This window comes from Duganella paludis, from assembly GCF_054461335.1.
Genome location: NZ_CM136922.1, coordinates 3016473 through 3040942 on the forward strand (window position 1 = coordinate 3016473; position 24470 = coordinate 3040942).

General features: G+C 58.3%; 22 protein-coding genes. 11 read left to right on the forward strand and 11 right to left on the reverse strand.

Annotation, left to right across the window (positions count from 1 at the left end; translation table 11 throughout):
• Entirely contained in the window at window positions 1-570 is a 570-nt protein-coding gene (locus tag ACXZ1M_RS13490; protein WP_459053649.1) for a PDDEXK family nuclease, read from the reverse strand.
• 663 nt (window positions 571-1233) lie between these two features.
• A complete protein-coding gene (locus tag ACXZ1M_RS13495; RefSeq protein ID WP_459053650.1) occupies window positions 1234-1521 on the reverse strand; it encodes a DNA-binding protein in 288 nt (95 codons plus the stop codon).
• Between ACXZ1M_RS13495 and ACXZ1M_RS13500 the strand changes: the two genes are divergently transcribed.
• From ACXZ1M_RS13500 to ACXZ1M_RS13510, 3 genes are all read left to right on the forward strand, one after another.
• Complete coding sequence (locus tag ACXZ1M_RS13500) at window positions 1510-1986, forward strand: helix-turn-helix domain-containing protein (RefSeq protein WP_459053651.1); 477 nt, start codon at window positions 1510-1512, stop codon at window positions 1984-1986. The genes ACXZ1M_RS13495 and ACXZ1M_RS13500 overlap by 12 nt on opposite strands.
• Before the next feature lie 12 nt (window positions 1987-1998).
• Window positions 1999-2337 (forward strand): hypothetical protein, encoded by a 339-nt coding sequence (locus ACXZ1M_RS13505; protein ID WP_459053652.1) that lies wholly within the window; start codon window positions 1999-2001, stop codon window positions 2335-2337.
• A 65-nt stretch (window positions 2338-2402) separates the two neighbouring features.
• Window positions 2403-4163, forward strand: coding sequence for a TnsD family Tn7-like transposition protein (locus ACXZ1M_RS13510; protein WP_459053653.1), 1761 nt, complete (start codon window positions 2403-2405; stop codon window positions 4161-4163).
• 144 nt (window positions 4164-4307) lie between these two features.
• Here the strand turns inward: ACXZ1M_RS13510 and ACXZ1M_RS13515 are convergent, their stop codons facing one another.
• The 4 genes from ACXZ1M_RS13515 to glmS form a co-directional block, all read right to left on the reverse strand.
• Complete coding sequence (locus tag ACXZ1M_RS13515) at window positions 4308-5072, reverse strand: hypothetical protein (protein WP_459053654.1); 765 nt, start codon at window positions 5070-5072, stop codon at window positions 4308-4310.
• Window positions 5073-5117: 45 nt separating this feature from the next.
• Window positions 5118-6863 carry a hypothetical protein gene (locus ACXZ1M_RS13520; protein ID WP_459053655.1) on the reverse strand — a complete coding sequence of 582 codons (1746 nt, stop codon included), beginning with the start codon at window positions 6861-6863 and terminating at the stop codon, window positions 5118-5120.
• A gap of 38 nt (window positions 6864-6901) precedes the next feature.
• A complete protein-coding gene (locus ACXZ1M_RS13525) occupies window positions 6902-8044 on the reverse strand; it encodes a dsDNA nuclease domain-containing protein (RefSeq protein ID WP_459053656.1) in 1143 nt (380 codons plus the stop codon).
• 675 nt (window positions 8045-8719) lie between these two features.
• The gene (gene glmS / locus ACXZ1M_RS13530; RefSeq protein ID WP_459053657.1) at window positions 8720-10549 is read right to left on the reverse strand and encodes a glutamine--fructose-6-phosphate transaminase (isomerizing); all 1830 of its coding nucleotides are present in this window, start codon (window positions 10547-10549) and stop codon (window positions 8720-8722) included.
• 131 nt (window positions 10550-10680) lie between these two features.
• Between glmS and ACXZ1M_RS13535 the strand changes: the two genes are divergently transcribed.
• Window positions 10681-11133, forward strand: coding sequence for an Lrp/AsnC family transcriptional regulator (locus tag ACXZ1M_RS13535; RefSeq protein ID WP_459053658.1), 453 nt, complete (start codon window positions 10681-10683; stop codon window positions 11131-11133).
• A 421-nt stretch (window positions 11134-11554) separates the two neighbouring features.
• Here the strand turns inward: ACXZ1M_RS13535 and glmU are convergent, their stop codons facing one another.
• Window positions 11555-12919, reverse strand: a complete 1365-nt coding sequence (glmU, locus tag ACXZ1M_RS13540; RefSeq protein ID WP_459053659.1) for a bifunctional UDP-N-acetylglucosamine diphosphorylase/glucosamine-1-phosphate N-acetyltransferase GlmU — start codon at window positions 12917-12919, stop codon at window positions 11555-11557.
• A gap of 26 nt (window positions 12920-12945) precedes the next feature.
• Between glmU and ACXZ1M_RS13545 the strand changes: the two genes are divergently transcribed.
• The 5 genes from ACXZ1M_RS13545 to ACXZ1M_RS13565 all read left to right on the forward strand — a co-directional run bounded on the left by ACXZ1M_RS13545 (window position 12946) and on the right by ACXZ1M_RS13565 (window position 16103).
• A complete protein-coding gene (locus ACXZ1M_RS13545; protein WP_459053660.1) occupies window positions 12946-13842 on the forward strand; it encodes a DUF6279 family lipoprotein in 897 nt (298 codons plus the stop codon).
• Window positions 13843-13905: 63 nt separating this feature from the next.
• Entirely contained in the window at window positions 13906-14553 is a 648-nt protein-coding gene (rsmD, locus tag ACXZ1M_RS13550; RefSeq protein WP_459053661.1) for a 16S rRNA (guanine(966)-N(2))-methyltransferase RsmD, read from the forward strand.
• A gap of 108 nt (window positions 14554-14661) precedes the next feature.
• Entirely contained in the window at window positions 14662-15153 is a 492-nt protein-coding gene (gene coaD / locus ACXZ1M_RS13555; protein ID WP_373989778.1) for a pantetheine-phosphate adenylyltransferase, read from the forward strand.
• A gap of 12 nt (window positions 15154-15165) precedes the next feature.
• Window positions 15166-15420 carry a YfhL family 4Fe-4S dicluster ferredoxin gene (locus ACXZ1M_RS13560; RefSeq protein WP_459053662.1) on the forward strand — a complete coding sequence of 85 codons (255 nt, stop codon included), beginning with the start codon at window positions 15166-15168 and terminating at the stop codon, window positions 15418-15420.
• Between the two features lie 89 nt (window positions 15421-15509).
• The gene (locus ACXZ1M_RS13565; RefSeq protein WP_459053663.1) at window positions 15510-16103 is read left to right on the forward strand and encodes a chalcone isomerase family protein; all 594 of its coding nucleotides are present in this window, start codon (window positions 15510-15512) and stop codon (window positions 16101-16103) included.
• A gap of 35 nt (window positions 16104-16138) precedes the next feature.
• Here ACXZ1M_RS13565 and ACXZ1M_RS13570 read toward each other — a convergent pair whose 3' ends face one another.
• On the reverse strand, window positions 16139-16384 hold the full coding sequence (locus ACXZ1M_RS13570) for a hypothetical protein (RefSeq protein WP_459053664.1): 246 nt from the start codon (window positions 16382-16384) through the stop codon (window positions 16139-16141).
• 185 nt (window positions 16385-16569) lie between these two features.
• Between ACXZ1M_RS13570 and ACXZ1M_RS13575 the strand changes: the two genes are divergently transcribed.
• The gene (locus ACXZ1M_RS13575) at window positions 16570-17541 is read left to right on the forward strand and encodes a LysR family transcriptional regulator (RefSeq protein WP_459053665.1); all 972 of its coding nucleotides are present in this window, start codon (window positions 16570-16572) and stop codon (window positions 17539-17541) included.
• Here ACXZ1M_RS13575 and ACXZ1M_RS13580 read toward each other — a convergent pair whose 3' ends face one another.
• Complete coding sequence (locus tag ACXZ1M_RS13580) at window positions 17542-19101, reverse strand: methyl-accepting chemotaxis protein (RefSeq protein WP_459053666.1); 1560 nt, start codon at window positions 19099-19101, stop codon at window positions 17542-17544.
• A gap of 57 nt (window positions 19102-19158) precedes the next feature.
• A complete protein-coding gene (locus ACXZ1M_RS13585; protein ID WP_008443393.1) occupies window positions 19159-19614 on the reverse strand; it encodes an Lrp/AsnC ligand binding domain-containing protein in 456 nt (151 codons plus the stop codon).
• 213 nt (window positions 19615-19827) lie between these two features.
• On the opposite strand from ACXZ1M_RS13585, the gene putA reads away from it, so the two are divergent.
• Window positions 19828-23481, forward strand: a complete 3654-nt coding sequence (gene putA / locus ACXZ1M_RS13590) for a trifunctional transcriptional regulator/proline dehydrogenase/L-glutamate gamma-semialdehyde dehydrogenase (protein ID WP_459053667.1) — start codon at window positions 19828-19830, stop codon at window positions 23479-23481.
• 44 nt (window positions 23482-23525) lie between these two features.
• On the opposite strand, the gene ACXZ1M_RS13595 is transcribed toward putA, so the two are convergent.
• Entirely contained in the window at window positions 23526-24212 is a 687-nt protein-coding gene (locus tag ACXZ1M_RS13595) for a 5'-methylthioadenosine/adenosylhomocysteine nucleosidase (protein WP_459053668.1), read from the reverse strand.
• Between the last annotated feature and the right edge of the window lie 258 nt (window positions 24213-24470).

Here is a 24470-nt window from a genome sequence, read left to right on the forward strand (position 1 = left end):
CTACCGCCGAAACCATTCGGCATACACATCTAACGCATCTCGTTTCTCCGGCAATAATGGCCAGTCGATATGAATAGGTTGAAATAGGTCAACCTTCAGTTGCCTCTCCCATATCGCGCGATACATCACATACTTAACATCGTATAGACTCACACGTTCCGTGCTTGCCAGCTCGGACCACATTTGAAAAGGCGGTATCCCCGTGGAAAGCGCAACGCACAGCCAGTTAAAGATTTTCTTCTGCACGGCTTCCGGCAGTGCAACAGGCCTGTGTATCCACCCGAAAATCTGAGCCAGGTTATTAACCAACGCACGCGAGTAGTCATCTCGGGTGATCCGTTGCGTTCTGATTCCGAAGTCCAAATAGTAGATTTCCTCGATACCATGACGCATTGACGCCTTCCACGCGGCGCCGGTGGCTTTCGTTGCCGGCATTACTGGAGAGCTAAATTGAGGACTGATCGCGAAATCTTCCCGGCTTCCTTTTATCGTCCAATTGACGCAATAGCATCCGGCTTCGTCCTCAAGAAACCATAAAAAATCTCCGATCAAGGGGAATGGAATTTCCATCAGCTCTCCGTCCAACTTAGGATCCGGAACCTTGATCGTTGGATGGCACCTCAGCGCAGACAGCTCTTCGGCCGCAGCAAGTGTTCCACGGGAGTTCGGCCACGAAAGATGCCTGGTGCGAGGATGCTGTGCTAACGGATGCGTACAAGGCAGGTACGCCAACATTCGTTCTTCATGTAGGTCGAACACCTTCGGACAATACAGTCCTATCAAAAGAGCCTCTGTTTCCACCTTCGACAAGGTGTGCACATCTCGCTCTAATTTCCCGGAGTACACCAGCGCTGGCCGACTGCTCGACGGCGCCTCCTCCCTTGTCGCTTTTATCGAGGGAACATATTTTTTACCCCAGCCTGGATTATCTTGCCGGTCGTGAATTTGCTTAAGTCTGGCGGCGCTCGGCCGCGTGAGGTACCCCATTTGATCCTCTCTCTTTGGGAGCGTGAAGAACCACACCGGACTTAAGCCGGCGTGACTATCTTATAGACGGGATTGGAGGGGCAACACACACAAAATACGGGCAGCAGGTACCCGTGTCTCTTGACAAAGAGAGCATTTCGTCGGAAAGTGATGGTAAGAAAACTAGGCGTTTTCCATGCACAGTCCAAAATCGCTCAGATGCCTTCCCCAAGGCTCTGGGCGATTGTGTTTTCTCCCCCATAAATTTTATGGTGGCATGACATTCTCCTTAGAAGAATTTCCAGAATCTGTTTCTACCTTGGCCTCTACAGCGCCAAGCTCAACAGTGGCGGGGGGTGCTGGTTTGATACCGAGCGCAACAGCGACTTGATGCGCTCGGCCTCGCCGACCACGCGTTCGACCGGCCAATACCGCATAGACCACATCTCTAGGAAAGCCATTCTCTTTAGCCCAATCTGAAACACTGATGCCACGAGCCTCGAACCAATGACGGGCCTGTTCCAAAGTTCTGACATCTGAAGAATGGGTATTCATAAAAACATGATGCCGATGTTAAGTAAATGTGTCAAGATTGCGCATGATGTCAATTATTTGTACAAATCTATGAGTGCTGGTGACTATGGCAGCCGTCTTAAAGACGAGCGCAACCGGAAGGGCCTGACCCAAGAAGAGTTAGCACAAGCGTTGGGGACAAGTCGGGGAACCATCGCGAACTGCGAAATCGGCAAGAGCTTTCTGGATATGAAACTGCTTGAGCGCGCGGATCAGGCTGGCGTGGATATTCTGTTCTTAGTGACTGGTCGGCGAATGCACAGCAGCCTCAATTGGCGACTTCTACAAGCAATCAACGTTGGCATCAACAATTGGGCCTCCGAACACAACATGGTGGTATCGACTCAAAACCACTTTTTGCTTCAAAAGCTCTTGTACGAAAAGTTTGCCCAGCATGAGAGCTTTGATCTCAAAGAAATCGACATTTACCTACGCAGTGCAGCGTGAATCAACACCGTTATGGACAAGACAGATATTGATGAGGTTGCGAAACAAGCGCAAGACACCTTAAATGAGGTGATGGAACGCGTGCAAAGTGATACCCGTCAAAGGGATGCACGACGAGAATCCGGGAAGACTTTCGGTCTCGCCTTGATGATTCTGGCAGTCTTTGTTGTCGTGGTGGCTGGCCTACCAGTGCCTGTCGATCTGTTATCACGCGTGATCTTGGGGATTTTCGCTTTGGTATTGCTCATTGTCGGCGCTTGGTACATTGACCGAGCAAAGGTCCAAACTCATCAGCCGCCGCCTACGCCTGCACCTGTCCCCGCGCCAGAACAGCTCCGTCGTATAAAGTAAGCTTGGCAGACTTAAGGCTCTGGTCAACAAAATCTGCACGCCTGGCGGCATGCTGGATGGAGAACATGATGCACTCGATGCCTTTATTCGCCGCCTTTGATCTACCTAAATGGCTGCCTGATGAGACGTTCTACAGCTTAGCGTGCCGTTACCACCGCCTAAGTTGCAACGCCACGTCAAAAACTACTTTAAATCAATTGTTCGGGCAACCGCGGCTTGGATACCAACACGATTTCCCCAGCGGCCTAGACGCTTTTGCCAGTCGCACCAATTCCACCTTGGGTACGGCTTCCCAAATCATTCACCAGCGCACAGTCCTGCCGTTCTATCTTCCTATGCGCCAGCCCATGCACGCATCAGAGATAACGGCAGCGTTCGAGGCTGGTGATATCTCATCGTTGAAATTCAGGTTGGGGATACTCACCAGTAGATTTCGCGCACATCATCCGCTCAAGGCCTGCACCGAGTGCATGCGAGAGGATCAGGCTAGGCACTCAGTATCCTATTGGCACCTCAGCCATCAATTTCCAGGTGTATGGCTATGTCCTGACCACGGCACTGCACTCCGCGAGGCGACCGTTAAGGCAAACGGCGTGGGGCGCTTCCAATTCTATCTTCCGAACCACAATATCTTGGAATCGGCATGGCAGCACGAAGAGGCCGCTAGCAACATCGATCAAATCCATGAGCACCTATCGATTCTCTCTTCATGCTCACTCGGTTTGGCTAGGCTACCGGCACATTTTCACTTTTCAGCCACCGCATTACAGGCCACCTACAATGTGGCACTGAATCGCCATGGATTGACTTCGAAAAGCGGCAGCCTACGATTGAGCGAAGCCAGCCAAAAATTTGCACGTCACATTGCGCCGTTGAGCTCCATCCCTGAACTCAATCTGCAAAAGCCCGATTCGGCGGACCTAGAGGCACAGCTCGGCCGAATCCTTCGCCTATCTAGAAGCGGCACACATCCACTAAGACACTTAGTTCTTATTAGCTGGCTGTTCAGCAGTTGGGATCAATTTATCAGCGCCTATAACGCAACGGTCAGCATCACAGCAATTCCGCAGGCTGGCGCTGAGGCGGTGCCGAAACAGGAGCCTATGCAAGCGCCATCCACGCCTGAGCTGATCAGGTTATTACAGAAAGGCTTTTCTGTCTCGGGTGCATCTCGCGAACTTGGAATGGATGTGTACACGGCGATGGCGACGCTGGCTCAAGAGGGCATTACGAGCAAAAAGCGCCCAAAGCTTTTACGCAGCACATTGCTCGACGCGGTCGTAGACGATCTTAGAAGCGGCACTACGATAAAGGATATCGCCGTCAAACATAGCCTCTCCATCACGACAATAACAAGAACAAGAAATAGCATCGTGGGACTGCACGACGCCTGGCTAAACGCCCGTACCAATTACCAGCTACAATCGATGAGAGAGATATGGCAAGCAAAGCGTACGCAGTTTCCATCTTTCGGTATAAAGCTTTTACGCGCCGAGGCGCCTGCAGCCTATATGTGGCTCTACCGCCATGATCGGGAATGGCTAAAAAACCATCAGCCGGCAATAGGCATGACACGCTCGGCAAGTCGATCACCTGTGCACTGGGATGAACGGGACACCACGCTTTCCCGGCAGGTACAGGCAGTTGCGTTACAGCTACTCGGATCAGCTGATCGTCTACCCTTACGCCTGTGGCAAATTTACCAGCGCATTCCGGAACTCAAGGCGAAGCTGGGTGTACTTGATAGGCTACCGCAAACTCGCAAAGCTCTTGAGCATGCTGTCACCTCGCGACAACTTGCACTGTCTGAGAAGCTATTTAAGTAGTATGCTCTAAGGCCCCTATGTCGAGGTCTTGTAATATCAGGCTGCTCAGCAATTGGATTCATTGCCAATGACGTATTTCAATAGCTCTAATACGAAGGGCCGAACACCACCCGCAAATGCTTGCTTCTACGTTTTCCAGCATCCCTAAGATTGCTTTGATATGGCGTAGTTGCAGTACCACCTTAGAAAGTCCTCGATGTCATGGCTCATACGAAGGACATTCACCGTGATAGGTGTGGAGTTGGCAAGAGGCTTTTCAGGAGGGACTCCCTCGGCCCGGAGAATCAGTAGTTCCACTTCGAAATCGTTCGGAAGGGCAACGAATCTCATGTGTTTGGGCGCGGAATGGACAACGAAGTCATCCCGTACTGCTTTTAGCGGCATGTCGAACCAGTCGGTGCCATTTTTGATGCGTTCGGCGTAAGCCTCATGGTCGCCGTAAGGTGTTAATAACCTTTTGAAGAACCTCTTGTGGTCGTTAAACGACTTGAAGCTTGGCCGGTTGCCGACTTTCAGAAAGTGGCTTGACAGGGATGCCACCCGATCCAACAGGATTCTCGCGTGGATTAGGCAGTTTATTATTTCCAGCTCTGTGTACGGAGCCACCTCGCGATACCTCTCCGCGATAGCTCTCTGGGAAGGGGAGTATTTTTGGCGGTACTTGCGAGCGTAGTAAGCGGAGCTCATATAGCGAGCCACAATGGACATATTTGTGAGGAACCGCCGAACCGAGAGATAGTAGAGTTTGTATGCGTCCCGGTAGCGCGAGACGTCCGTACTAATCACGGGATCCAAATCAAATTCCATTGAGGTGAACCACGGTTCGAGCGGATCGCGCTTTACCCGAGAAATCTCTCTGCGCACGTTGGGTCGTTTGCCAAGCGGGCGATGGCCCAAGGGGAAATCCATGTGTGATGGTCCTTTGCCGCCTTCTTCTATGGCCCTCACGCTGGGCTATTCGTCCGTTTCAGAGGCGACTTCACCTTGCCTATCCTCTGCTATTGGAGTGCTTAGCAATGCTGCGTTCATCTGGCGATAGAGCGGGCCAACTTCGGCTTCGACTTCATCATAGAACTCCGGGAGGAGCATGCTGTACTTCTTATTGAAAATGACCGTCTTGTCGAGCTGTGCGTCAGAATGCTTCGTCACGCAGACGATCAGTTGCATTGATGCAGGAAGGCTCTCCGCGATGAATCCAAGCACGACGTGCAAGTTAAGGTCATCCTGGTCCTGCTGGTTCGGCGAGTCGATAACTACTGGGATCGACATGCCGACTTGCTCGTCGTGACATACCTTCCAAAGCGCCGCATAGTAGGCGAGGAGCAGGCGAGGGCCGCCGCTGCCCGAGCGGTTTGGCCTGCTGGCGATGTTCGGGTTACCAGCGGGATCTGGCACTTTGAGCGCCTTCCTCGCCTGGGAGTAAGCCTCCCGGAACGCCGTGACGATGCGCTTGGTGCGCTTCTTGTCCGCGAGCGCGTCAAGCCGCGAGGCGATTCCCGACAGCTTTGCGTTCCATTCAGCGAGCTCGCCTGATATCTGTTGGCGCTCGGCGTCGAACGCAGTGTGGGCGGCCTGCGCCCCGTGAGATTCCACGACTTCACTGAAACGCATTTCTCCGCGCTTCGTATCGAGGATCGCCCTGATCCGGGCGTAGTTGCCACGCAGCGACTGGAGCTCGGTGCTAGTTGTACCCAACTGGCGCTTGGCCGCAACGAGATCCTTCTGAAGAGTGCGGGTAAGTTCCTCTAGTATTCGCGCGTCCTCAGCGTATCCCAGGTAGTGTAGGAACGACTGCTCATGCTCAGCGCCGCACGTTGGGCATACAATTTCGTGAGCATTCGCGATGCTTGCGAGGTACTTCTGGTCTCCTGCATATTCCCTCAGTGACGCGAGCGCCACTTGGATCTGGCGGTCGATGCTTGCCACGAGTTCACCCTCTCTGACGAATTTCTCCCGCAAAGATTCTTGGAGCCCGTTCAGCTCGCTTGCCTCCACAGTCAAACGCTGGATTTCTTCCTCGAAACCTTGTTCTGACAGCTTCACGGTGCCTACAGGAAGCGTCTGGCTGAGCCTAGCGCGGGCGCGTTCGAGGAGCTTCATCTCGCTGGTCCGCGCGTCCGCTTCTTTCGACACGGCGCTGTACTCGCTTTTGAGCTCATAGTATTCGGCAGGCTTGATGCCGCTGAAATACTCTAGGATACTGCGTACCGGGGCCGCGTATCGCATGGTCGCAGGGAACGTGTCCCACTTTTCACGCCAGCTCCCGTCTTGGTCGATGTAGAAGGGCAGGAAGAAGCACGCGGGGTCGGCGAGTACACCTTGGCCTGTCTTCCGCGAGGTCAGCATCAGATTGAATCCGACTAGTTCTGCGAATGCTTCCGCCCAGTCAGGATGGGAATCAGTTGCCTTCAAAAGCTCTCCGACCGGGCCGTAAAGTGACCTAGAACCATTGTGGTGGATCGCTGTAAATGGCCTCCCGTCCACCTTAAAGCGTACTGCAGAGACAGTGTGCGGGTCCCACTGCTCAAGGGTTCCCAGTGGCTTGGCTCCAAGCGTCACGAAGAGGTGCTTAACGAGGCTTGATTTCCCCGTGTGATTCTCGCCCTGAATCAGGTTCCTGTGGGGATGAAAGCTGACCTTCCTTGCTTTTTTGTCGCGGTGCGATAGCAGCGAAATGCTTTCGAATTGGAAGGTTCTCATAAGATTTTGTGGAAAGGGCTCGAAGGAGTTTTCTGAAGTTAGGCTGCGGCATTTTTCGTCACCTGAATTAGCAAATAGGCGAGGACCTCGATACTTTTGAAGGCCGGATGCGATGCTGCGATCCTGGCAGCTTCTGATTCAAGCGCTGGAAGAAGCGGAAACGCGGCTAGGATTGGAGGCGCGGCCTTTTCGCACTCGTCGATAAGAGCTTGCTCGTCGGCCCCACGAGATCCCGACACGAGGGCGGAAAAGTACTTCGCCATGCAGACGTCGATGGAAAGCCTCTTGAGAGGTGGGAGGCCCTCCAGCAAAAGACCATCGAGCACCTTTTCGAGGTGAGAATTAAGGTCCGGAACGCCCTTGAGATCACTGAGCGCCGCGTCCAGTTGCGCCATCGAGTAGCCCCTTTGGTGCCTCAATTCTTCGAAGGAGGATACCGGCTGGGTCTGTCTCCCGAGAGCGCTCAGCTGGACGAATAGGGCATCCACGAAGGCCTTAGCCTGGCCAGCGCTCGCGGGCAGGTGCTTGCTCAGGTACGCAGTCGCGGCACCTAATGCCAGAAGGTGTGGATCCTCGGGGTGCAAGGTCGTTTTCCGCAGGGTAAGGCGCTTAAGATCTGGTACCGCCCCCGGAGCTGCGTGAAGAAGAGCGAGACCATCCGCTAAGGAAGATAAGTGGGCCGCGTCTAGTTCCGAGACCAGGCACTTGATCAGCGACGAGGCCATGCCACTCGTCGCCAGCGGGAGGTCGCAACCGGCGTTCGAAACGAAATGCGCGTTGGCATCCAACTGCTGAACCGACAGTCCAGCCTTGTACAGCTTGCCGAGGGGACTCTTTTCCACCTTGGACAAAGTTGGGGCTACCTTCTTCTTACGGCCGTCAGGCTTCAGCATGCCGGTAAGGTCGTTAAACGACCATTCGCCACCGTCTTTTTTCTTGATCTGGTATATGTCGATCCGGCTCGGAGATGTTTCAGAGTCGAATTCTGCGACGTCTTGGATGGACTCGAAAAGCAGGAGGAAGTCATTGGAGCCCTTTTCCTTGAGCTCGAATATCCTGAGGATGGCCCAATAGCGTTGGAAATCCACCCCCTTCTGCCCATGGCCGCCCCCCGCCTCGGCCAGCTTGGGGTCTTGGCTGAGGGAGAATATCTCGGTGAGTTTTGCTTGCGCAGGCGCCATAGATGGTCAGGTAAGTGTCGCTCGTGAAATGTCAGGTTCGCGCGCCGTTGCTCCGCGTAATTGTTGATAATCTATCAGTTAGTAATCGAATTGCCAATTTTTGTAACCGCAGAAGAGGCCCGGATGAACTTGTTAGCTGGGGAATAAATCAAGAAGGGCTTTAAATCTCATGCCGGAAACTGATAGAACGCAATGAAATATTCCAATAGTTTCGCCAAAAGCCAAAGCCCATGCGGGTTTGTTGCGAAAAGGCTAGCAGGCCGTTAATCCGCAGGTTGTTGGCAATGTCTGAGAAAACAAGCTTGTCGAACCGGCGAACAGGTGTCGCTTAGCGTCCACAAAGCCCAACCGAAGAAGACAAAAGAGTCTGACGACAACGACGGAGCCGCGAAAGCGGTATGAAATAGGATTTTCAACGGGCAGGCTCCCCGGCCAGTTGCTCAGGGCTGGGAGCGGTGGCGGCATGCACGCCACAACGAGTAACTAGAGAAACAGGGACTGCACTCGATTTCTACCGCAATGTTGCCGAGTGCAGCCCGCCGCCATCCTCTACCGCTGCTCCCAGCTCGGTATATGAACACGGTGCCAGAGTAAGACACCGCCACTAGCGACGTCCTAAAAAGCCCGACGGACTTTATTGTTCTCCGACGGACTTTATTGTCTCGATTCAGCCCTTTACTCCACCGTCACCGACTTGGCCAAGTTGCGTGGCTTGTCGACGTCGGTGCCGCGTGCCAGGGCGGAGTGGTAGGCCAGCAGCTGCAACGAGACCACGTGCAGGATCGGCGACAACAGGCCGTAGTGTTCCGGCAGGCGGATCACGTGCAGGCCTTCGCCCGAGGTGATGCGCGAGTCGACGTCGGCGAAGACGTACAGCTGACCGCCGCGCGCGCGCACTTCCTGCATGTTCGATTTCAGCTTTTCAATCAGCGCGTCGTTCGGCGCGATGGTGACGACCGGCATTTCGTCGGTCACCAGCGCCAGCGGGCCGTGCTTCAGCTCGCCCGCCGGATAGGCTTCGGCGTGGATGTAGGAAATTTCCTTGAGCTTGAGCGCGCCTTCGAGCGCGATCGGGTAGTGCATGCCACGGCCCAGGAACAGGGCGTTTTCCTTGCGCGCGAAATCTTCCGCCCAGGCGATGATTTGCGGCTCCAGCGCCAGCACCGCCGAAATCGCCACCGGGAGGTGACGCATGGCTTTCAGGTGCTCGGCTTCTTGCTCGTCGCTGAGGCGGCCGTTGACTTGCGCCAGCGACAAGGTCAGCAGGAACAGCGCGGCCAGCTGGGTGGTGAAGGCCTTGGTCGAGGCCACGCCCACTTCCACGCCGGCGCGGGTGATGTAGGCCAGTTTGCATTCGCGCACCATGGCGCTGGTGGCGACGTTGCAGATGGTCAGCGTGTGCTCCATGCCCAGGCTGCGCGCGTGCTTCAGGGCCGCCAGCGTGTCGGCCGTTTCGCCGCTTTGCGAGATGGTCACCACCAGGGTGTTCGGGTGCGGCACGCTGTCGCGGTAGCGGTATTCGCTGGCGATCTCGACGTTGACCGGGATCTTGGCCACCGATTCGATCCAGTACTTGGCGGTCAGGCCCGAGTAGTAGCTGGTGCCGCAGGCCAGGATCAGCACGCGGTCGATTTGCTTGAAGACGTTGTAGGCGCCGTCGCCAAACAGCTCGGGCATGATGCCGGTGACGCCTTCAAGGGTGTCGCCGATGACGCGCGGCTGTTCGAAGATTTCTTTCTGCATGTAGTGGCGATACGGGCCCAGCTCGGCCGCGCCGGTGTGCGCCTGCACGGTTTTCACTTCACGCTGGACCGGCTTGCCGTTGCTGTCGACGACCCATACGCGGCCCAGTTGCAGGTCAACCACGTCGCCTTCGTCGAGGTAGATGATCTGGTCGGTGGTGCCGGCCAGCGCCATCGCGTCCGAGGCGACGAAGTTTTCGCCCTGGCCCAAACCGACGATCAGCGGCGAGCCCTGGCGCGCAGCGACCACGCGGTGCGGCTCTTCGCGGCTGAACACGGCGATCGCGTAGGCGCCGGTCAGGCGCTTGACGGCTTGCTGGACGGTATCGAACAGGTCGCCGTTGTACATGTGGTCGACCAGGTGGGCGATGACTTCGGTGTCGGTCTGGCTCTGGAAGACGTAGCCGAGCGCGGTCAGCTCGGCGCGCAGTTCGTCGTGGTTTTCAATGATGCCGTTGTGCACCAGCGCGATGCGCGCCTGTTCGGTGGTCGGCGAGAAGTGCGGGTGGGCGTTGTGCGACGCCGGTGCGCCATGCGTGGCCCAACGGGTGTGGGCGATGCCGGTGAAGCCTTGCATATGCGCTCCCGCGATCTGCTTTTCCAGATCGGCCACGCGCGAGGTGCTGCGCGAGCGCTGCAACTGGCCATCCACGTGCAGGGCGACGCCGCAGGAGTCGTAGCCGCGATATTCCAGCCGTTTCAGGCCTTCCAGCAGGATGGGAGTGATATTGCGTTGCGCTACTGCGCCGACGATGCCGCACATAAGAAACCTCTTCAGTTAGTCCGAAAGCCATCGTAGAGCAGGCGTCATGAAATATGTTTTCGAAGTTGGCATATATTTGATATAAAATTTCATCACACCCACATCATGAAATATTATTTCAAATTAGATATATGGATGAAATAGATCGTCGCATACTTAATGCATTGCAAGTTGATGCATCTCAAACCAATGCTGAATTGGCGGCCGCCGTGCATGTTTCGCCACCCACTTGCTTGCGTCGCGTCAAATATCTGCGCGAAACGGGCGTGATCGAGCGCGAGGTTGCCATTGTGGCGCCGGAAAAGGTCGGGCCCAGCCTGACGGCGGTGGTGGAGATTTCGCTCGATGTCCAGGCCGCCGAGCGGATGGCCGAGTTTGAAGCGGTGGTGGCCGGCGAGGCGGCAGTGCTGCAATGCTACCGCGTGGCGCCGGGGCCGGACTTTGTGCTGGTGGTGCAGGTGGCCGATATGCCGGCCTATCACGCGCTGGCGCACCGGGTGTTCACCAGCCACGCGAATGTGCGGAATGTGAAGGCTTACTTCTCTACTTTCCGCAGCAAATTCGAGACGCGCATTGCGGTGTGAGCAAGTTATACAGAGTTATCCCACTACTTATAACGGGCATCCACACAAGATTTGCACATGGTTAGCCACAGGCTTTTCCACACGGTAGATGCACGACAATTGCAGCGTCAAGTGTGCCGACTTATCCCTGGCTTATCCTGCCGCTATCCCACTACTTCTCCACAGCTTTATGCACAGCCAATTCCGCGCTGAATAAGTTATCCGCCACTTATTCAGCGTTATCCAGCACTTACACAATAACTTACCCACAAAGTTATACACATTTGCCGAAAATGAAGGCGACATGACGCGACTTGATATGGCTACAGCTATTTCATCGCTGAACAACTTGCTTATCCCGTGCTTGCCCACGACTTCCACACATGTTTATCCACAAAAAAAATGGCGCCCGAAGGCGCCATACTGATGGAAACAAATCCGCTTACTTCTTGACCTTCACCGGACGGGTCCAGTTTTCAATGGTGACCTGGCGCGGACGCGACACCGTCAGCTTGCCGGCCGGCGCATCCTTGGTGAGGGTGGTGCCGGCGCCGATGGTCGCGCCCTTGCCGACGGTGACCGGGGCCACCAGCTGGCTGTCGCTGCCGATGAAGGCGTCGTCTTCGATGACGGTGCGGAACTTGTTGGCGCCATCGTAGTTGCAGGTGATGACGCCGGCGCCGACGTTGACGCGCGAACCGATGGTGGCGTCACCGATGTAGGCCAGGTGGTTGGCCTTGCTGTGCGCGGCGACCTGGCCGTTTTTGATTTCCACGAAGTTACCCACATGAACATCCTCGGCCAGCACCGTGCCTGGACGCAAACGCGCGTAAGGGCCGATCAGCGAGACTTCGCCAACCACCGCTTCTTCGATATGGCAAAACGGCTTGATCTGTGCGCCGGCGAGGATGCGGGCGTTGATGATCACGTTGTGGGCGGCGATATGCACGCCGTCGCCGAGTTCGACCTTGCCTTCGAACACGCAACCAACGTCGATGGTGACGTCACGTCCGCAGATCAGCTCGCCACGGACGTCGATGCGCGATGGATCCATCAAGGTGACACCGCGTTCCAGCAACTGGTTGGCGATGTTGCGCTGGTGAATACGTTCCAGCTCGGCCAGCTGCACCTTGCTGTTGACGCCGGCCACTTCCCACTCGGCCGAAGGCTGGGCCGACACCACCGGCACGCCATCCGCCACGGCCAGGGCGACGATATCGGTCAGGTAGTACTCGCCCTGCGCGTTGTCGTTCTTGATCGCGCCCAGCCATTGCTTGAGCTTGACGGTCGGCACCACCAGGATGCCGCTGTTGATTTCCTTGATCGCGCGTTCGGCCTCGTTGGCGTCTTTTTGCTCGACGATGCGCTTGATTTCCCCGCCCTCGCGGACGATGCGGCCCAGGCCGGTCGGATCATCCTGGATCACGGTCAGGATGCCCAGCTTGTCGCCGCCGGCGGCGTCGATCAGCGCCTGCAGCGAGGCGGCGGTGGTCAGCGGCACGTCGCCGTACAGGATCAGGGTAGGGACGCTGTCGTCCAGTTCCGGCAGCGCCTGCATGACGGCGTGGCCAGTGCCGAGTTGCTGTTCCTGCAGCGCCGTGGCGACCGCAACCGGCTGCTTCGACAGCAGGGCTTGCACGGCTGCGCCGCCATGTCCGTAAATCACGCATAATCGACCGGCGGACAGGCTACGCGCCGTGTCCAGCACATGTTGTAACAATGGCTTGCCCGCCAAAGGATGCAAAACTTTAGGCAGCGCGGATTGCATGCGTTTGCCCATGCCGGCGGCGAGGATAACGACGTTCATAGAGGTGCCAGATAAAGAGTGTATAAATGTCAAAGTCTAACATGCCGAACTCGGGCCGCAGATCGCTGCACACCCTGTTTCTAATTGCCCTATTTGCCTTGCTGGCGGGCTGCAGTTCCCTGCGCCTGGCCTATAACAACGGCGACACCCTGCTGTACTGGTGGATAGACGGCTACATCGACCTGACCAGCGATCAAAAAGGCGCCGTCAAGGAGGATATCGACGAGCTGTTCCACTGGCACCGCAAGACCCAGCTGCGCGATTACGTGCAGATCCTGCAGAACGCGCAACGCCAGCTGGCCGGCGGGCCGAGTCAGGCCGATCTGCAAAACGATTTCGACGAGATCAAAAACCGCACCCAGCTGCTGCTCTTTAAAGCGCTGCCCGAATTGGCCGACCTGGCTCGTTCACTGCAGCCGGACCAGATCGCCACCTTGGAACGCAAGTTCGCATCCAACAACGCCGAGTTCCGCAAGAAGAATATGAAGGGCGATCGCGAAGCGCAGCAAAAGTTCCGCTACAAGAAATCGATGGAACAGTTTGAGCTGTGGTTCGGCAATTTCACGCCGGAGCAGGAAGCCGTGATCCGCAAAGCGTCGGACTCCCGGCCGCTGGACAATACGATCTGGCTGGAGGAGCGCCAGCGCCGCCAGAACAATATCCTGGTCGCCGTGCGCAAGATTCAGCAGGAGAAACTGAGCAAGGACGCCACCATGGCGTTGCTGCACAAGCTGATCAAGGACAGCTTCGACCGCCTGGAGCATTCCGAGCGCAAGGCCTTTTTCGACGCTGCTGAAACGGCGAATATCCAGCTGATATTGACCGTGATCCAGACCGCCACGCCGGCCCAGAAAGCCCACGCGCAGAAGCGCATGCAAGGCTGGATCGAGGACTTCAACAACCTGGCGGCGGCCCCGCGCTAGCCTGGCGGCAGGCGCCGCTGTGGTATGATGGCCTGTTGAATCAATGACTTAGAACACAGCCACATGCCGAAGAAGCCGCTCAGCAAACCTGCCAAACCCGCCAAAGTCCCGATCCACGGACCCCAGCACGCCAACCAGGTGCGCATCATCGGCGGCCAGTGGAAACGCACGCCGCTGCCGGTGCTCAGCGCGCTCGGCTTGCGGCCGACGCCGGACCGCGTGCGCGAGACCGTGTTTAACTGGATCAACCACCAGCGCGACGCCAACTGGGCCAACGCTCGCGTGCTCGACCTGTTTGCCGGCAGCGGCGCGCTGGGCTTTGAAGCGGCCAGCCGTGGCGCGCAGTCGGTCATCATGATCGATTCCAACACCCAGGTGATCCGCCAGCTGGACGAGATCAAGACCAAGCTCAAAGCCGACAACGTGCAGCTGACGCGCGGCGACGCGCTGGCCACCGCGCAATCGGCGGCCGCACGCGGCCAGCAGTTCGACCTGATCTTCCTCGATCCGCCATACCAGCAGGGCTTGCTGGAACGCGCGCTGCCGCTGTGCGCACAACTGTTGAGCGCCGGCGGCTTGGTGTACGCCGAGTCCGGCATGGCGCTGGAGTTCGCCGACGGCGAAGCGCCGGAATGGATGGCCGGCTGGGAAGTGGTCCGGGCTGACAAAGCCGGGATGGTGTTCTATCATTTACTAAAATACACCGCCTGACGAACCGTATTTGCTGCTAAAACTGCTCCAAATTAAGGCAACTTTAAGGCAACAGACGTTTTTCAGGCATAATGCGCGTTCTATATTGGTGCACTGCAGGGAGCCGCAATGGTAGTAGCTGTTTATCCGGGAACCTTCGATCCGCTCACGCGCGGTCATGAAGATCTGGTGCGTCGCGCATCGGGCCTGTTCGACACGCTGGTGGTCGGTGTGGCCGACAGCAAGAACAAAAAGCCTTTCTTTTCGCTGGATGAACGCCTGGAAATTGCCAATGAAGTGCTGGGCCATTATCCCAATGTGCGGGTCGAGAGTTTTTCCGGGCTGCTGAAGGATTTTGTGCGCGCCAACGACGCCCGCGTCATCGTGCGCGGCCTGCGCGCCGTGTCCGACTTCGAATACGAGTTCCAAATGGCGGGCATGAACCGCTACCTGCTGCCGGACGTCGAGACCATGTTCCTGACGCCGTCCGACCAGTATCAATTCATCTCCGGCACCATCGTGCGCGAAATCGCCATGCTGGGCGGGGATGTGTCCAAGTTTGTGTTCCCATCGGTTGACCGTTGGCTGCAGAAGAAAATTGCCGCCACCCGGACCGAATAAGCGAGTTCTATCATGGCCTTAATGATTACCGACGACTGTATCAATTGCGACGTATGCGAGCCCGAGTGCCCGAACGATGCGATCTACATGGGCGCGGAAATTTACGAAATCAATCCGGACAAATGCACCGAATGCGTCGGCCACTTCGACGAGCCGCAGTGCCAGCAAGTGTGCCCGGTCAGCTGCATTCCGTTCAATCCGGAAGTGCGCGAAACCAAAGACCAGCTGTTCGCCAAGTTCAACCTGTTGCAGGCCACCAAGGCCTGATCGCAATAAAAAGCATGACCGTGCGGCCTTCTGCGCCGCCGCGTCTCCACGGTGGTATAGTCCAATGACAACCACACCGGAGACTTTCCATGAATCGTAGAACCATCCTGCGTACCCTGTTGGCCGCCGCCATGCTGGCGGCCCTGCCCGTCATGCCCGCGTTCGCCGCCGTCGACGTGGCCGGCGTCAAATACGACGACAGCATCACCGTGGCCGGGCAGCAGCTCAAGCTGAACGGCGCCGGCGTGCGCACCAAGATGATTTTCAAGGTCTACGCCGCCGGTCTCTACCTGAGCGAGAAGAAAACCACCGTGCCGGACGTGCTGGCGGTGCCGGGTCCGCGCCGCGTGGCCATCACCATGCTGCGCGATGTGCCATCGGATGACTTCGGCAAGGCCTTCATGGAAGGCCTGAACGCCAATACCAGCAAGGAAGAGCGCAACAAGATCCTGCCGCAAATCATGAAGTTCGGTGAAGTGTTCGCGCAGACGCCGGCGCTGAAAAAGGGCGACCAGCTGTCGCTGGACTGGACCCCGAATGAGGGCACGCAGTGCTATCTGAATGGGAAGAAACTGGGGGATTTGATGCCGGACCAGGCGTTCTACAACGCGGTGCTGCGTATCTGGCTGGGTGATAAGCCGGTGGATGGTTCCCTGAAAACGGCTTTGCTCGGCGAGAAGTAATGCTGCGGCGCGGTAGGAGTTACCGCGCCTGATGTTCAGGCACGCGAAGCCATGGCGCGCAGGTCGGCGGCGTGGCTCGGGTCGCAATCGCTGCGGTTGAGCATACGCTTGAGCAGCACGGCGTCGCGCATCTGGCGACGCTGCAGACGTTCCTCTTTGCTCAATTTCGGCTTTACCACCAGCACGGCGGCGCGCGCACAGCCGCGCAGCAGCGGCTGGAACAGCACCAGCAAGCCACCGCCGACGGCGATAAGCAAAGCCAGCTTAATCGCGGCGAGCAATGAAAAATCTTGTACTGCGGAAATGATGATGGACATGGTCAGACGGTAGCCTTAGAATCTGACGTAACTATAGTGCGGCGCAACATAAGTATCCAATTTACTTCTCCCATAACAATTATGCGTTTGGTGAATGGACTGTGCTATCGTTATTACTTCAACACCTACTCTAACTCTCCCGAGCCACCATGAGCTTCCTGACGCTGGACCTGAACTTGCTGCGCGTTTTCGACGCCGTGATGACAGAGCAAAATCTGACACGAGCCGCCGGCCACCTGGCCATGACCCAGCCTGCCGTTTCCAACGCCATCAAGCGGCTGCGCGAGAGCCTGGGCGACGAGTTGCTGATCCGCACCGCCTACGGCGTCAAGCCGACCCCGCGCGCGGAATCGCTGTGGCCGTCCGTGCGCAGCGCGCTGGCCAGCCTGGAAGCGGCGGTGGCTCCGGAAACCTTCGACGTCTCGGCCGCCCACGCCACCTTCCGCATGGCCATGGCCGATGCCACCGCCGCCATGTGGCTACCGTCGCTGATGCGCTCGATCGAGAGCGAGGCGCCGGGCGTGAACGTGCGCATGGTGCCGCTGACCACGCGCGAGCCGCGTCCCATGCTGCTGCGCGGCGATATCGACTTGGCGGTGGGTTTCTTCCCCGGCGTGGCGGCGCAGCTGTCGTATGAGACCGGCTCGCCGATCCGCCATGAGCGCTTGTATTCGGGTAAGTATGTGTGCGTGATGCGGCGTGACCATCCGCTGTCCAAGGTCGAGCTGAACCTGGAAAATTACTGCGAGGCCAACCACCTGCTGGTGAGTTTCTCGGGCCGCGCGCACGGCCTGGTCGACGAAGCGCTGGCCCAGCTGCAACGCGAGCGCCGCATTCTACTGACGGTGAACCAGTTCTTCACGGCCGGCCGCGTGGTGGCCAACTCGGACCTGATCACCGTGCTGCCGCGCCACCTGATCGCGGCCACCGGCATGACCGATGCGCTGATCCACAAGGAATTGCCGTTCCAATTGCCGGCGGTCCACCTGGACATGCTGTGGCACGAGCGCGATGCGCGCAGCCCGGCCCACAAGTGGCTGCGCATGCATCTGGAAAAAATGAACAGCGTGACCCAGAGCAGGGTGGCCAATCCGCCGACCCCGCCGGCTTCCTCACGCTAATCAGTGCTTGCTGCTGGAGCGGTAGCCGATGCGGAAACCGCCCCAGTGCTTGCCGTTCACATAAATCGGCGCCGACAAGTCGTGCATCACCTCGCCGGTATCGCGCTTGTAGGTCTGCAGCAGGAAGGGCTTGGTGTTCGAGCCGCAGCGCTTGCCGGTGCGGTCGCTGAAAATCCGCTTGGTGCGGTTGTTGACGATATCGACGTCGTAGTTCCCGGTCAGCGGCTGGGAAAACTTCTTGTTGTGGGTGGGGAAATAGCCATTGTTATCCACAGCGCCGGCGTAAGCCAGCTGCGGCAGGGCTTGCAGCAAACCTTCCTGCAACACCGGCAGCACGCGGTCCGTGAAATCGTCGAACTTGGTCTTGTGCTTGGGCGGATCGGTGTTCGGGATCGGCACGTACTTGCGGTCCCACAGGCCATCGTTTGAAATCTTGCCCGAGGCGATAGCCTGTTCAAACATCTTGCCCACTTCCGCCGCCGCGCGCTGCGCCGCTTCGCGGATTTCATCGTGCGAGGTTTCGATATCCGATTCGCCCAGCGCGCCGGTGATGACCTCGGCCCGTTCCGCCAAGGCCATGGCCGACTTGGCCGCGCGCGGCAATTCCTTCTCTGTAGATAACAAGCTGTCGCGGATGCTGGCGATGGCCTGGGCGATGTCGCCGGTGGTGGCGACGTGCTCGCGCGAGGCGCGGGCGATTTCGCCGATCTGCTCTTCCGACACGCCCGACGAACGCTCGATATTGCCGAGCAGCCCGTGCACGGTCTCCACATTGCCGGCCGCTTCGCTGACCTTGATTGCCAGCGACGTCATGCCGTTGGCGGCCTTTTCCGCCTGCTGGTTAATCTCGCGCACCATGGTGCTGATTTCGTCGGTGGCTTCCTTGGTGCGCAGCGCCAGCTGGCGCACTTCGCTGGCGACCACGGCAAAGCCGCGACCTTGTTCGCCGGCGCGCGCGGCCTCGATGGCGGCGTTCAGCGCCAGCAGGTTGGTGCGCGCGGAGATTTCGCTGATGGCCTCAGTGAAGCCATAGATTTTGCGGGAATTGACTTGCAGCGCCGTCATCACGGCGGCGGCCGTTTGCGCTTCTTCGCGCGCGGTGCGGATGCGCTGCAGGCCGCTGTCGGCCTCGGTGCGGCCGGCCACGGTTTCGCCGCGCACCTGGGCGGCGATTTTGGCGGCGCGCTCGGCGTTGTCGGCGATGCGTTCGGTGGTATCGGCGTTCTGGCTGGAGCTCTGGACGATGTTGCCGGCCGTGGTGACGTCCAGTTCGATCTTCTTCTTCACCGAATCGACGAAGTAGGAGGTTTCCGCCGCGCCGATCATGATGGCGTCGATTTCCTCGCCCACGGTGTGGGCAAAGTGGCGCACGCCGCCTTCGTCGCGGTCGCGGCCAGCGGCCCACCAGGCCACGGCTGCGCCGCCGAGCGCGGCCGGAATCGCGGCCGTAACAGCCCCGGCGCCCAACAGATTAGACAAATAAGCGAGACAAGTACCGCCTGCCGTCGCCCCCAAAATCCACAATCCACGTTGCACCAACTTATGCTGCAAAAGCTTCATCTGTCCCCCGTTTTAACAACAGGCGCCTCTAACGGCCGCTAATTTATTTCTTTGGTACTATTTTATCGGTAACTTGGTGGTATTCTTCACTTCTTCCATGACGGCGTAGGTGTGCGTCTCGCGCACGCCTTTCTGCAGCAGGGTTTTACCGAGGAATTCGCGATAGGCTGCCATGTCCTTGACGCGCGCTTTGACCAGATAGTCGAAGCCGCCGGCAACCATATGGCATTCCAGCACTTCCGGGATCACCTGCACGCTGTGCTTGAAGGCGTCGAATACTTCCGGCGTGGTGCGATCAAGCACTACTTCGATAAAGACGAGCAGGGACACGTCGAGCAACTGCGGATTCAGTTGCGCCGTGTAACCCATGATGTACCCGGATTCGTGCAGTTTGCGCACACGTTCCAGGCAAGCGGCGGGCGACAGGTTCACCCGCGCGGCCAGCTCCACATTGGAGATACGGCCATCGCTCTGCAATTCCATCAAGATTTTTTTGCTGATCTTGTCTAACATTTCCGGGAACTCCCAAATAAATATTATTTGGTTAAATTGTCTCACTAAAAACAATCTATTGCTAGTCCCTCGTAATATCAGAATTAATCCGGAAGAAATCCCACTACAATCGAATCATTAGCAGTTCACCCCGATTCACGCTCGCCGGCGCCGCCGGACGGGCGTGTTTTTGTACGTGGACCGGCTCGACAAATTTCTTTCTGAGAGTTCCCCATGCAAGCAGCAAGCACCACCGGTTTCACTCCATTCGCAGCCCTGCAGGCTGAAGTACTGCGCGACCCGATTCCCCTGCGCGCAGCAGTCACTGCGGCCTATCGCAAGGACGAAGTCAGCGCCGTTCAGTGGCTACTCGACGAGCTGAAAAACCATGACGCCGCCAGCATCCAGCAAGCCCAGCAACTGGCCCATAAACTGGTCAGTTCGGTGCGCGTGGAGCGCACCCGCGCGTCCGGCGTGGATGCGCTGATGCATGAGTTTTCGCTGTCCTCGGACGAGGGTGTGGCGCTGATGTGCCTGGCCGAAGCACTGTTGCGTATTCCCGACAACGCCACCGCCGACCGCCTGATTGCCGACAAAATCAGCAAAGGCGACTGGCGCAAGCACTTGGGCGAATCGCCGTCGCTGTTCGTCAACGCCGCCACCTGGGGTCTGCTGATCACCGGCAAGCTGGTGTCCACCAACAGCGAAAACGGCCTCGGTTCGGCCCTGACCAAGCTGATTTCCAAGGGCGGCGAGCCGCTGATCCGCAAGGGCGTGGACCTGGCGATGCGCATGCTGGGCAACCAGTTCGTCACCGGCCAGACCATCGACGAAGCGATCAAGAACGGCCAGGCCAACGAGGCGCGCGGCTACCGCTATTCCTACGACATGCTGGGCGAAGCCGCGCTGACCGAAGCCGACGCCAAGAATTACTACGCTTCCTACGAAACCGCGATCCACGCGATCGGCAAGGCCTCGAATGGTCGCGGCATCCGCAACGGCCCCGGCATTTCGGTGAAACTGTCGGCGCTGCACCCGCGCTACAGCCGCGCCCAGCGCGCCCGCGTGATGGAAGAACTGTTGCCGCGCGTGCGTGAACTGGTGCTGCTGGCCAAGCACTACAACATCGGCCTGAACATCGATGCGGAAGAGGCCGACCGCCTGGAACTGTCGCTGGACCTGATGGAAGCGCTGGCGGCCGACCCGGCGCTGGCCGGTTTCGAAGGCATCGGTTTCGTGGTGCAGGGTTATCAGAAACGCTGCCCGTTCGTGATCGACTACCTGATCGACCTGGCCAAGCGCAGCGGCCGCAAGTTCATGGTGCGCCTGGTCAAAGGCGCTTACTGGGATGCGGAAATCAAGCGCGCCCAGGTGGACGGCATGAGCGGTTACCCGGTCTACACCCGTAAGGTTTACACCGACGTCTCCTACCTGCTGTGCGCGCAGAAACTGCTGGCCGCCACGGACGTGATCTACCCGCAGTTCGCCACCCACAACGCGCAAACCTTGTCGACCATCTACACCTGGGCCAAGCGCGACGGCGTGACCGACTACGAATTCCAGTGCCTGCACGGCATGGGCGAATCGCTGTACGACCAGGTGGTGGGCAAGGACAACCTGGACAAGGCTTGCCGCATCTACGCGCCGGTCGGCACCCATGAAACGCTGCTGGCCTACCTGGTGCGCCGCCTGCTGGAAAACGGCGCCAACTCGTCGTTCGTGAACCAGATCGTCGACGAATCGATCCCGATCGACTCGCTGCTGAAAGATCCGGTGCAAAGCGCCCGCGAGCAGGGCGGCTTGCCGCATCCGGGCATCGCGCTGCCGCTGGAGATGTTCGGTGCCGAGCGTAAAAACTCGGCAGGTTTCGACCTGGCCAATGAAAACGTGCTGCGCGACATCGCCGCCGCGCTGGCGACGCCGCGCAGCTGGCACGCCGGACCGCTGCTGGCCGGTGAAATCAGCGTCGGCCAGCCGGTGCAGAACGTCACCAACCCGGCACAACGCAGCGACATCGTCGGCCAACTGGTGGAAGCCACCGCCGCCGATGTTGAAACCGCGCTGACCAGCGCCAGCACATATGCCATGGACTGGCAGACCACCGAACCAACGGTGCGCGCCGCCGCACTGTTCAAGGCGGCCGACCTGTTCGAAGCCAACGCCATGGAACTGATGACGCTGGCGATCCGCGAAGCGGGCAAATCGCTGCCGAACGCCATCGCCGAACTGCGCGAAGCGGTCGACTTCCTGCGCTACTACGCGGCGGAAGTGAGCGGCGCTGCCAATACCTTGGCGCTGGGCCCTGTAACCTGCATCAGCCCGTGGAACTTCCCGCTGGCGATCTTCACCGGTCAGGTGGCGGCATCGCTGGCCGCAGGCAATGTGGTGCTGGCGAAACCAGCCGAGCAAACGCCGCTGATCGCGCACCGTGCGGTGGAGCTGCTGCATGAAGCGGGCGTTCCGCGCGCCGCGCTGCAATTCCTGCCGGGCCGTGGCGAAGTGGTGGGCGCCGCGCTGACAGCCGACAGCCGCGTCAAAGGCGTGATCTTCACCGGCTCGACCGAAGTGGCGCAGCTGATCAACCGCACCCTGGCCAAGCGCGCCGTGGCGGAAAACGCCGACATCCCGCTGATCGCCGAAACCGGCGGCCAGAACGCCATGATCGTCGATTCCTCGGCTCTGCCGGAGCAGGTGGTGCAGGATGCGATTTCCTCGGCCTTCGACAGCGCCGGCCAGCGTTGCTCGGCATTGCGCGTGTTGTTCCTGCAGGAAGACATCGCCGACAAGACCATCAAAATGCTCAAGGGCGCGATGCTGGAGCTGAACGTCGGCACGCCGGACCGCCTGGTGACCGATATCGGCCCGGTGATCGATGCGGAAGCGCAGCAAAACCTGCTGGCGCACATCAACAAGCTGAAAAGCACGGCGGTGGACTACTTCTCGCTGGACCTGCCGGCCAATACCGCCGGCGCCGGCACCTTCGTGCCGCCGACCGTGCTGGAAATCCGCTCGCTGGCCGAGCTGGCCCAGGAAGTTTTCGGCCCGGTGATGCACGTGATCCGCTACAAGCGCGCCGATTTGCCGAAAGTGATCGAGCAAATCAATGCCAGCGGCTTCGGCCTGACCCTGGGCGTGCATTCGCGCATCGATGAAACGATCGACTACATCAGCACCAGCGCGCATGTGGGCAATATCTACGTCAACCGCAACATCGTCGGCGCAGTGGTGGGCGTGCAGCCGTTCGGCGGCGAAGGCAAATCCGGCACCGGTCCGAAAGCCGGCGGTCCGCTGTACCTGAAACGCCTGCAACGCGGCGCCATCACGGCGGCTGCAGCTGATCGCCAGGCCACGCCTGGGCTGGATGCACTGGCGGTCTGGTCGAAAATGCAGGGCCACGAGCGCATCGCCAGCCTGGCTGAGCAATATGGCCGTTCCACCCTGCTGGGCAGCTCGACCACGCTGCCAGGCCCTACCGGCGAGCGCAATACGCTGGCGCTGGTATCCCGTGGCGCGGTGGCTTGCGCGGCGGGCACCCTGGGCGGCTTGCTGAACCAGCTGGCGGCAACGCTGGCGACCGGCAATACCGCCTTGGTCACGGCTGAAACGGCCAAGCTGCTGCCGGCCGACCTACCTGCGACGGTGAAAGAGCACATCCGGACCGTTTCCAGCCTCGAAACCAGCGAATTCCAGATCGCGCTGGTGGAATCGATGCTGGCAGCGCAACTGCACGGCCCCATGGCGGCCCGTAGCGGCGCTCTGGTGGGTTTAATCACGACCAATGAGGACAATGCCATCCCCCTGTGGCGTTTGCTTGCTGAGCGCGCTCTGTGCGTGAATACGACGGCAGCGGGCGGCAACGCCAGCCTGATGACGCTGCAAGCCTCGTAAAAAGAACCTGTTGTCCTTCAAAGCCGGGCTGGTCCCGGCTTTTTTTACGCCTTGCAGAAGTTGCGAATGACGTCGAAAGCGTAGCGCGAGGCGACGGTTTTGATGAAATGCATGAAATCCACGGCGGCTTCGTCGTTGGCGTTGTCCGAGATGGTCCTGATCACCGCGAACGGAATGCCAAGCTCAAAACACACTTGCGCCACCGCTGCGCCTTCCATTTCCACTGCCAATAAATCAGGCAAAGCGGTCTTCAAGGCATGAATTTGCGTCAATTTGCCTATAAATTGATCACCGCTGGCAATCAAACCGCGATGTACACGTGTGACTTGCCCGGCAGCGCCAGCCAATCTTTCGGTCAAATCGACATCCGTGGCGAAGCTTGAAAGCCCGGTCAGCGGAATTTCAAACTTCGGAAACAGCGGACTGGCATCGAAATCATGCTGGATCAGCGTATCAGCCACCACGATATCGCCGACTTTGACGTTTTTATCCCCGCTTCCAGCAACGCCGGTGAAGACGATGTGGGTAACTCCGTACTTTTCCACAAGAATCGCAGCTGTCATCGCTGCAGCAACCTTGCCTATACGCGACAGAACGCACACAGCGTCGATTTCCCAGAGTTTCCCGGTCGTGTACTGCCTCATGCCATAAATCGTGCTGGAGGGGCTCTCAAGGGCTTCTATCAGCCCATGCTGTTCTTCAGCCAACGCGCTAATGATGCCTAAACGCATGCTTTTCCTTCAATTTTGAGTAGTCGCTTGTGGAGATCAGCAGCGTTTTCCACAGCGCGTAGCGAAAAAAAGTGAATTTTAAGGCGTTTCTTACGGGCTGGAGGGCTTTCAGATGGCGAACAGGGCTCCTATTCCGTCCGGAGCTTCTTTGCTGTTGTGGTTTTAGTTGTTTACAAAAGGTTTATATAAAAATAGTGGTAATAGTAAACGAGCACTTTGCTGTGGATAAGTCGTGTATACGTTTACAAATCATCTGTT

Bases quoted from the DNA above. Each gene is read 5' to 3' on its own strand.
- glmU (WP_459053659.1), bottom strand. From the start codon at position 12,919: ATGAACGTCGTTATCCTCGCCGCCGGCATGGGCAAACGCATGCAATCC.
- ACXZ1M_RS13535 (WP_459053658.1), top strand. From the start codon at position 10,681: ATGGATGAAATAGATCGTCGCATACTTAATGCATTGCAAGTTGATGCA.
- ACXZ1M_RS13500 (WP_459053651.1), top strand. From the start codon at position 1,510: ATGGGTATTCATAAAAACATGATGCCGATGTTAAGTAAATGTGTCAAG.
- ACXZ1M_RS13525 (WP_459053656.1), bottom strand. From the start codon at position 8,044: ATGGCGCCTGCGCAAGCAAAACTCACCGAGATATTCTCCCTCAGCCAA.
- ACXZ1M_RS13580 (WP_459053666.1), bottom strand. From the start codon at position 19,101: ATGAAGCTTTTGCAGCATAAGTTGGTGCAACGTGGATTGTGGATTTTG.
- ACXZ1M_RS13515 (WP_459053654.1), bottom strand. From the start codon at position 5,072: ATGGATTTCCCCTTGGGCCATCGCCCGCTTGGCAAACGACCCAACGTG.
- glmS (WP_459053657.1), bottom strand. From the start codon at position 10,549: ATGTGCGGCATCGTCGGCGCAGTAGCGCAACGCAATATCACTCCCATC.
- putA (WP_459053667.1), top strand. From the start codon at position 19,828: ATGCAAGCAGCAAGCACCACCGGTTTCACTCCATTCGCAGCCCTGCAG.
- ACXZ1M_RS13505 (WP_459053652.1), top strand. From the start codon at position 1,999: ATGGACAAGACAGATATTGATGAGGTTGCGAAACAAGCGCAAGACACC.
- ACXZ1M_RS13510 (WP_459053653.1), top strand. From the start codon at position 2,403: ATGATGCACTCGATGCCTTTATTCGCCGCCTTTGATCTACCTAAATGG.
- rsmD (WP_459053661.1), top strand. From the start codon at position 13,906: ATGCCGAAGAAGCCGCTCAGCAAACCTGCCAAACCCGCCAAAGTCCCG.
- ACXZ1M_RS13565 (WP_459053663.1), top strand. From the start codon at position 15,510: ATGAATCGTAGAACCATCCTGCGTACCCTGTTGGCCGCCGCCATGCTG.
- ACXZ1M_RS13575 (WP_459053665.1), top strand. From the start codon at position 16,570: ATGAGCTTCCTGACGCTGGACCTGAACTTGCTGCGCGTTTTCGACGCC.
- ACXZ1M_RS13560 (WP_459053662.1), top strand. From the start codon at position 15,166: ATGGCCTTAATGATTACCGACGACTGTATCAATTGCGACGTATGCGAG.
- ACXZ1M_RS13520 (WP_459053655.1), bottom strand. From the start codon at position 6,863: ATGAGAACCTTCCAATTCGAAAGCATTTCGCTGCTATCGCACCGCGAC.
- ACXZ1M_RS13545 (WP_459053660.1), top strand. From the start codon at position 12,946: ATGTCAAAGTCTAACATGCCGAACTCGGGCCGCAGATCGCTGCACACC.
- ACXZ1M_RS13495 (WP_459053650.1), bottom strand. From the start codon at position 1,521: ATGAATACCCATTCTTCAGATGTCAGAACTTTGGAACAGGCCCGTCAT.
- ACXZ1M_RS13585 (WP_008443393.1), bottom strand. From the start codon at position 19,614: ATGTTAGACAAGATCAGCAAAAAAATCTTGATGGAATTGCAGAGCGAT.
- coaD (WP_373989778.1), top strand. From the start codon at position 14,662: ATGGTAGTAGCTGTTTATCCGGGAACCTTCGATCCGCTCACGCGCGGT.
- ACXZ1M_RS13490 (WP_459053649.1), bottom strand. From the start codon at position 570: ATGGAAATTCCATTCCCCTTGATCGGAGATTTTTTATGGTTTCTTGAG.
- ACXZ1M_RS13595 (WP_459053668.1), bottom strand. From the start codon at position 24,212: ATGCGTTTAGGCATCATTAGCGCGTTGGCTGAAGAACAGCATGGGCTG.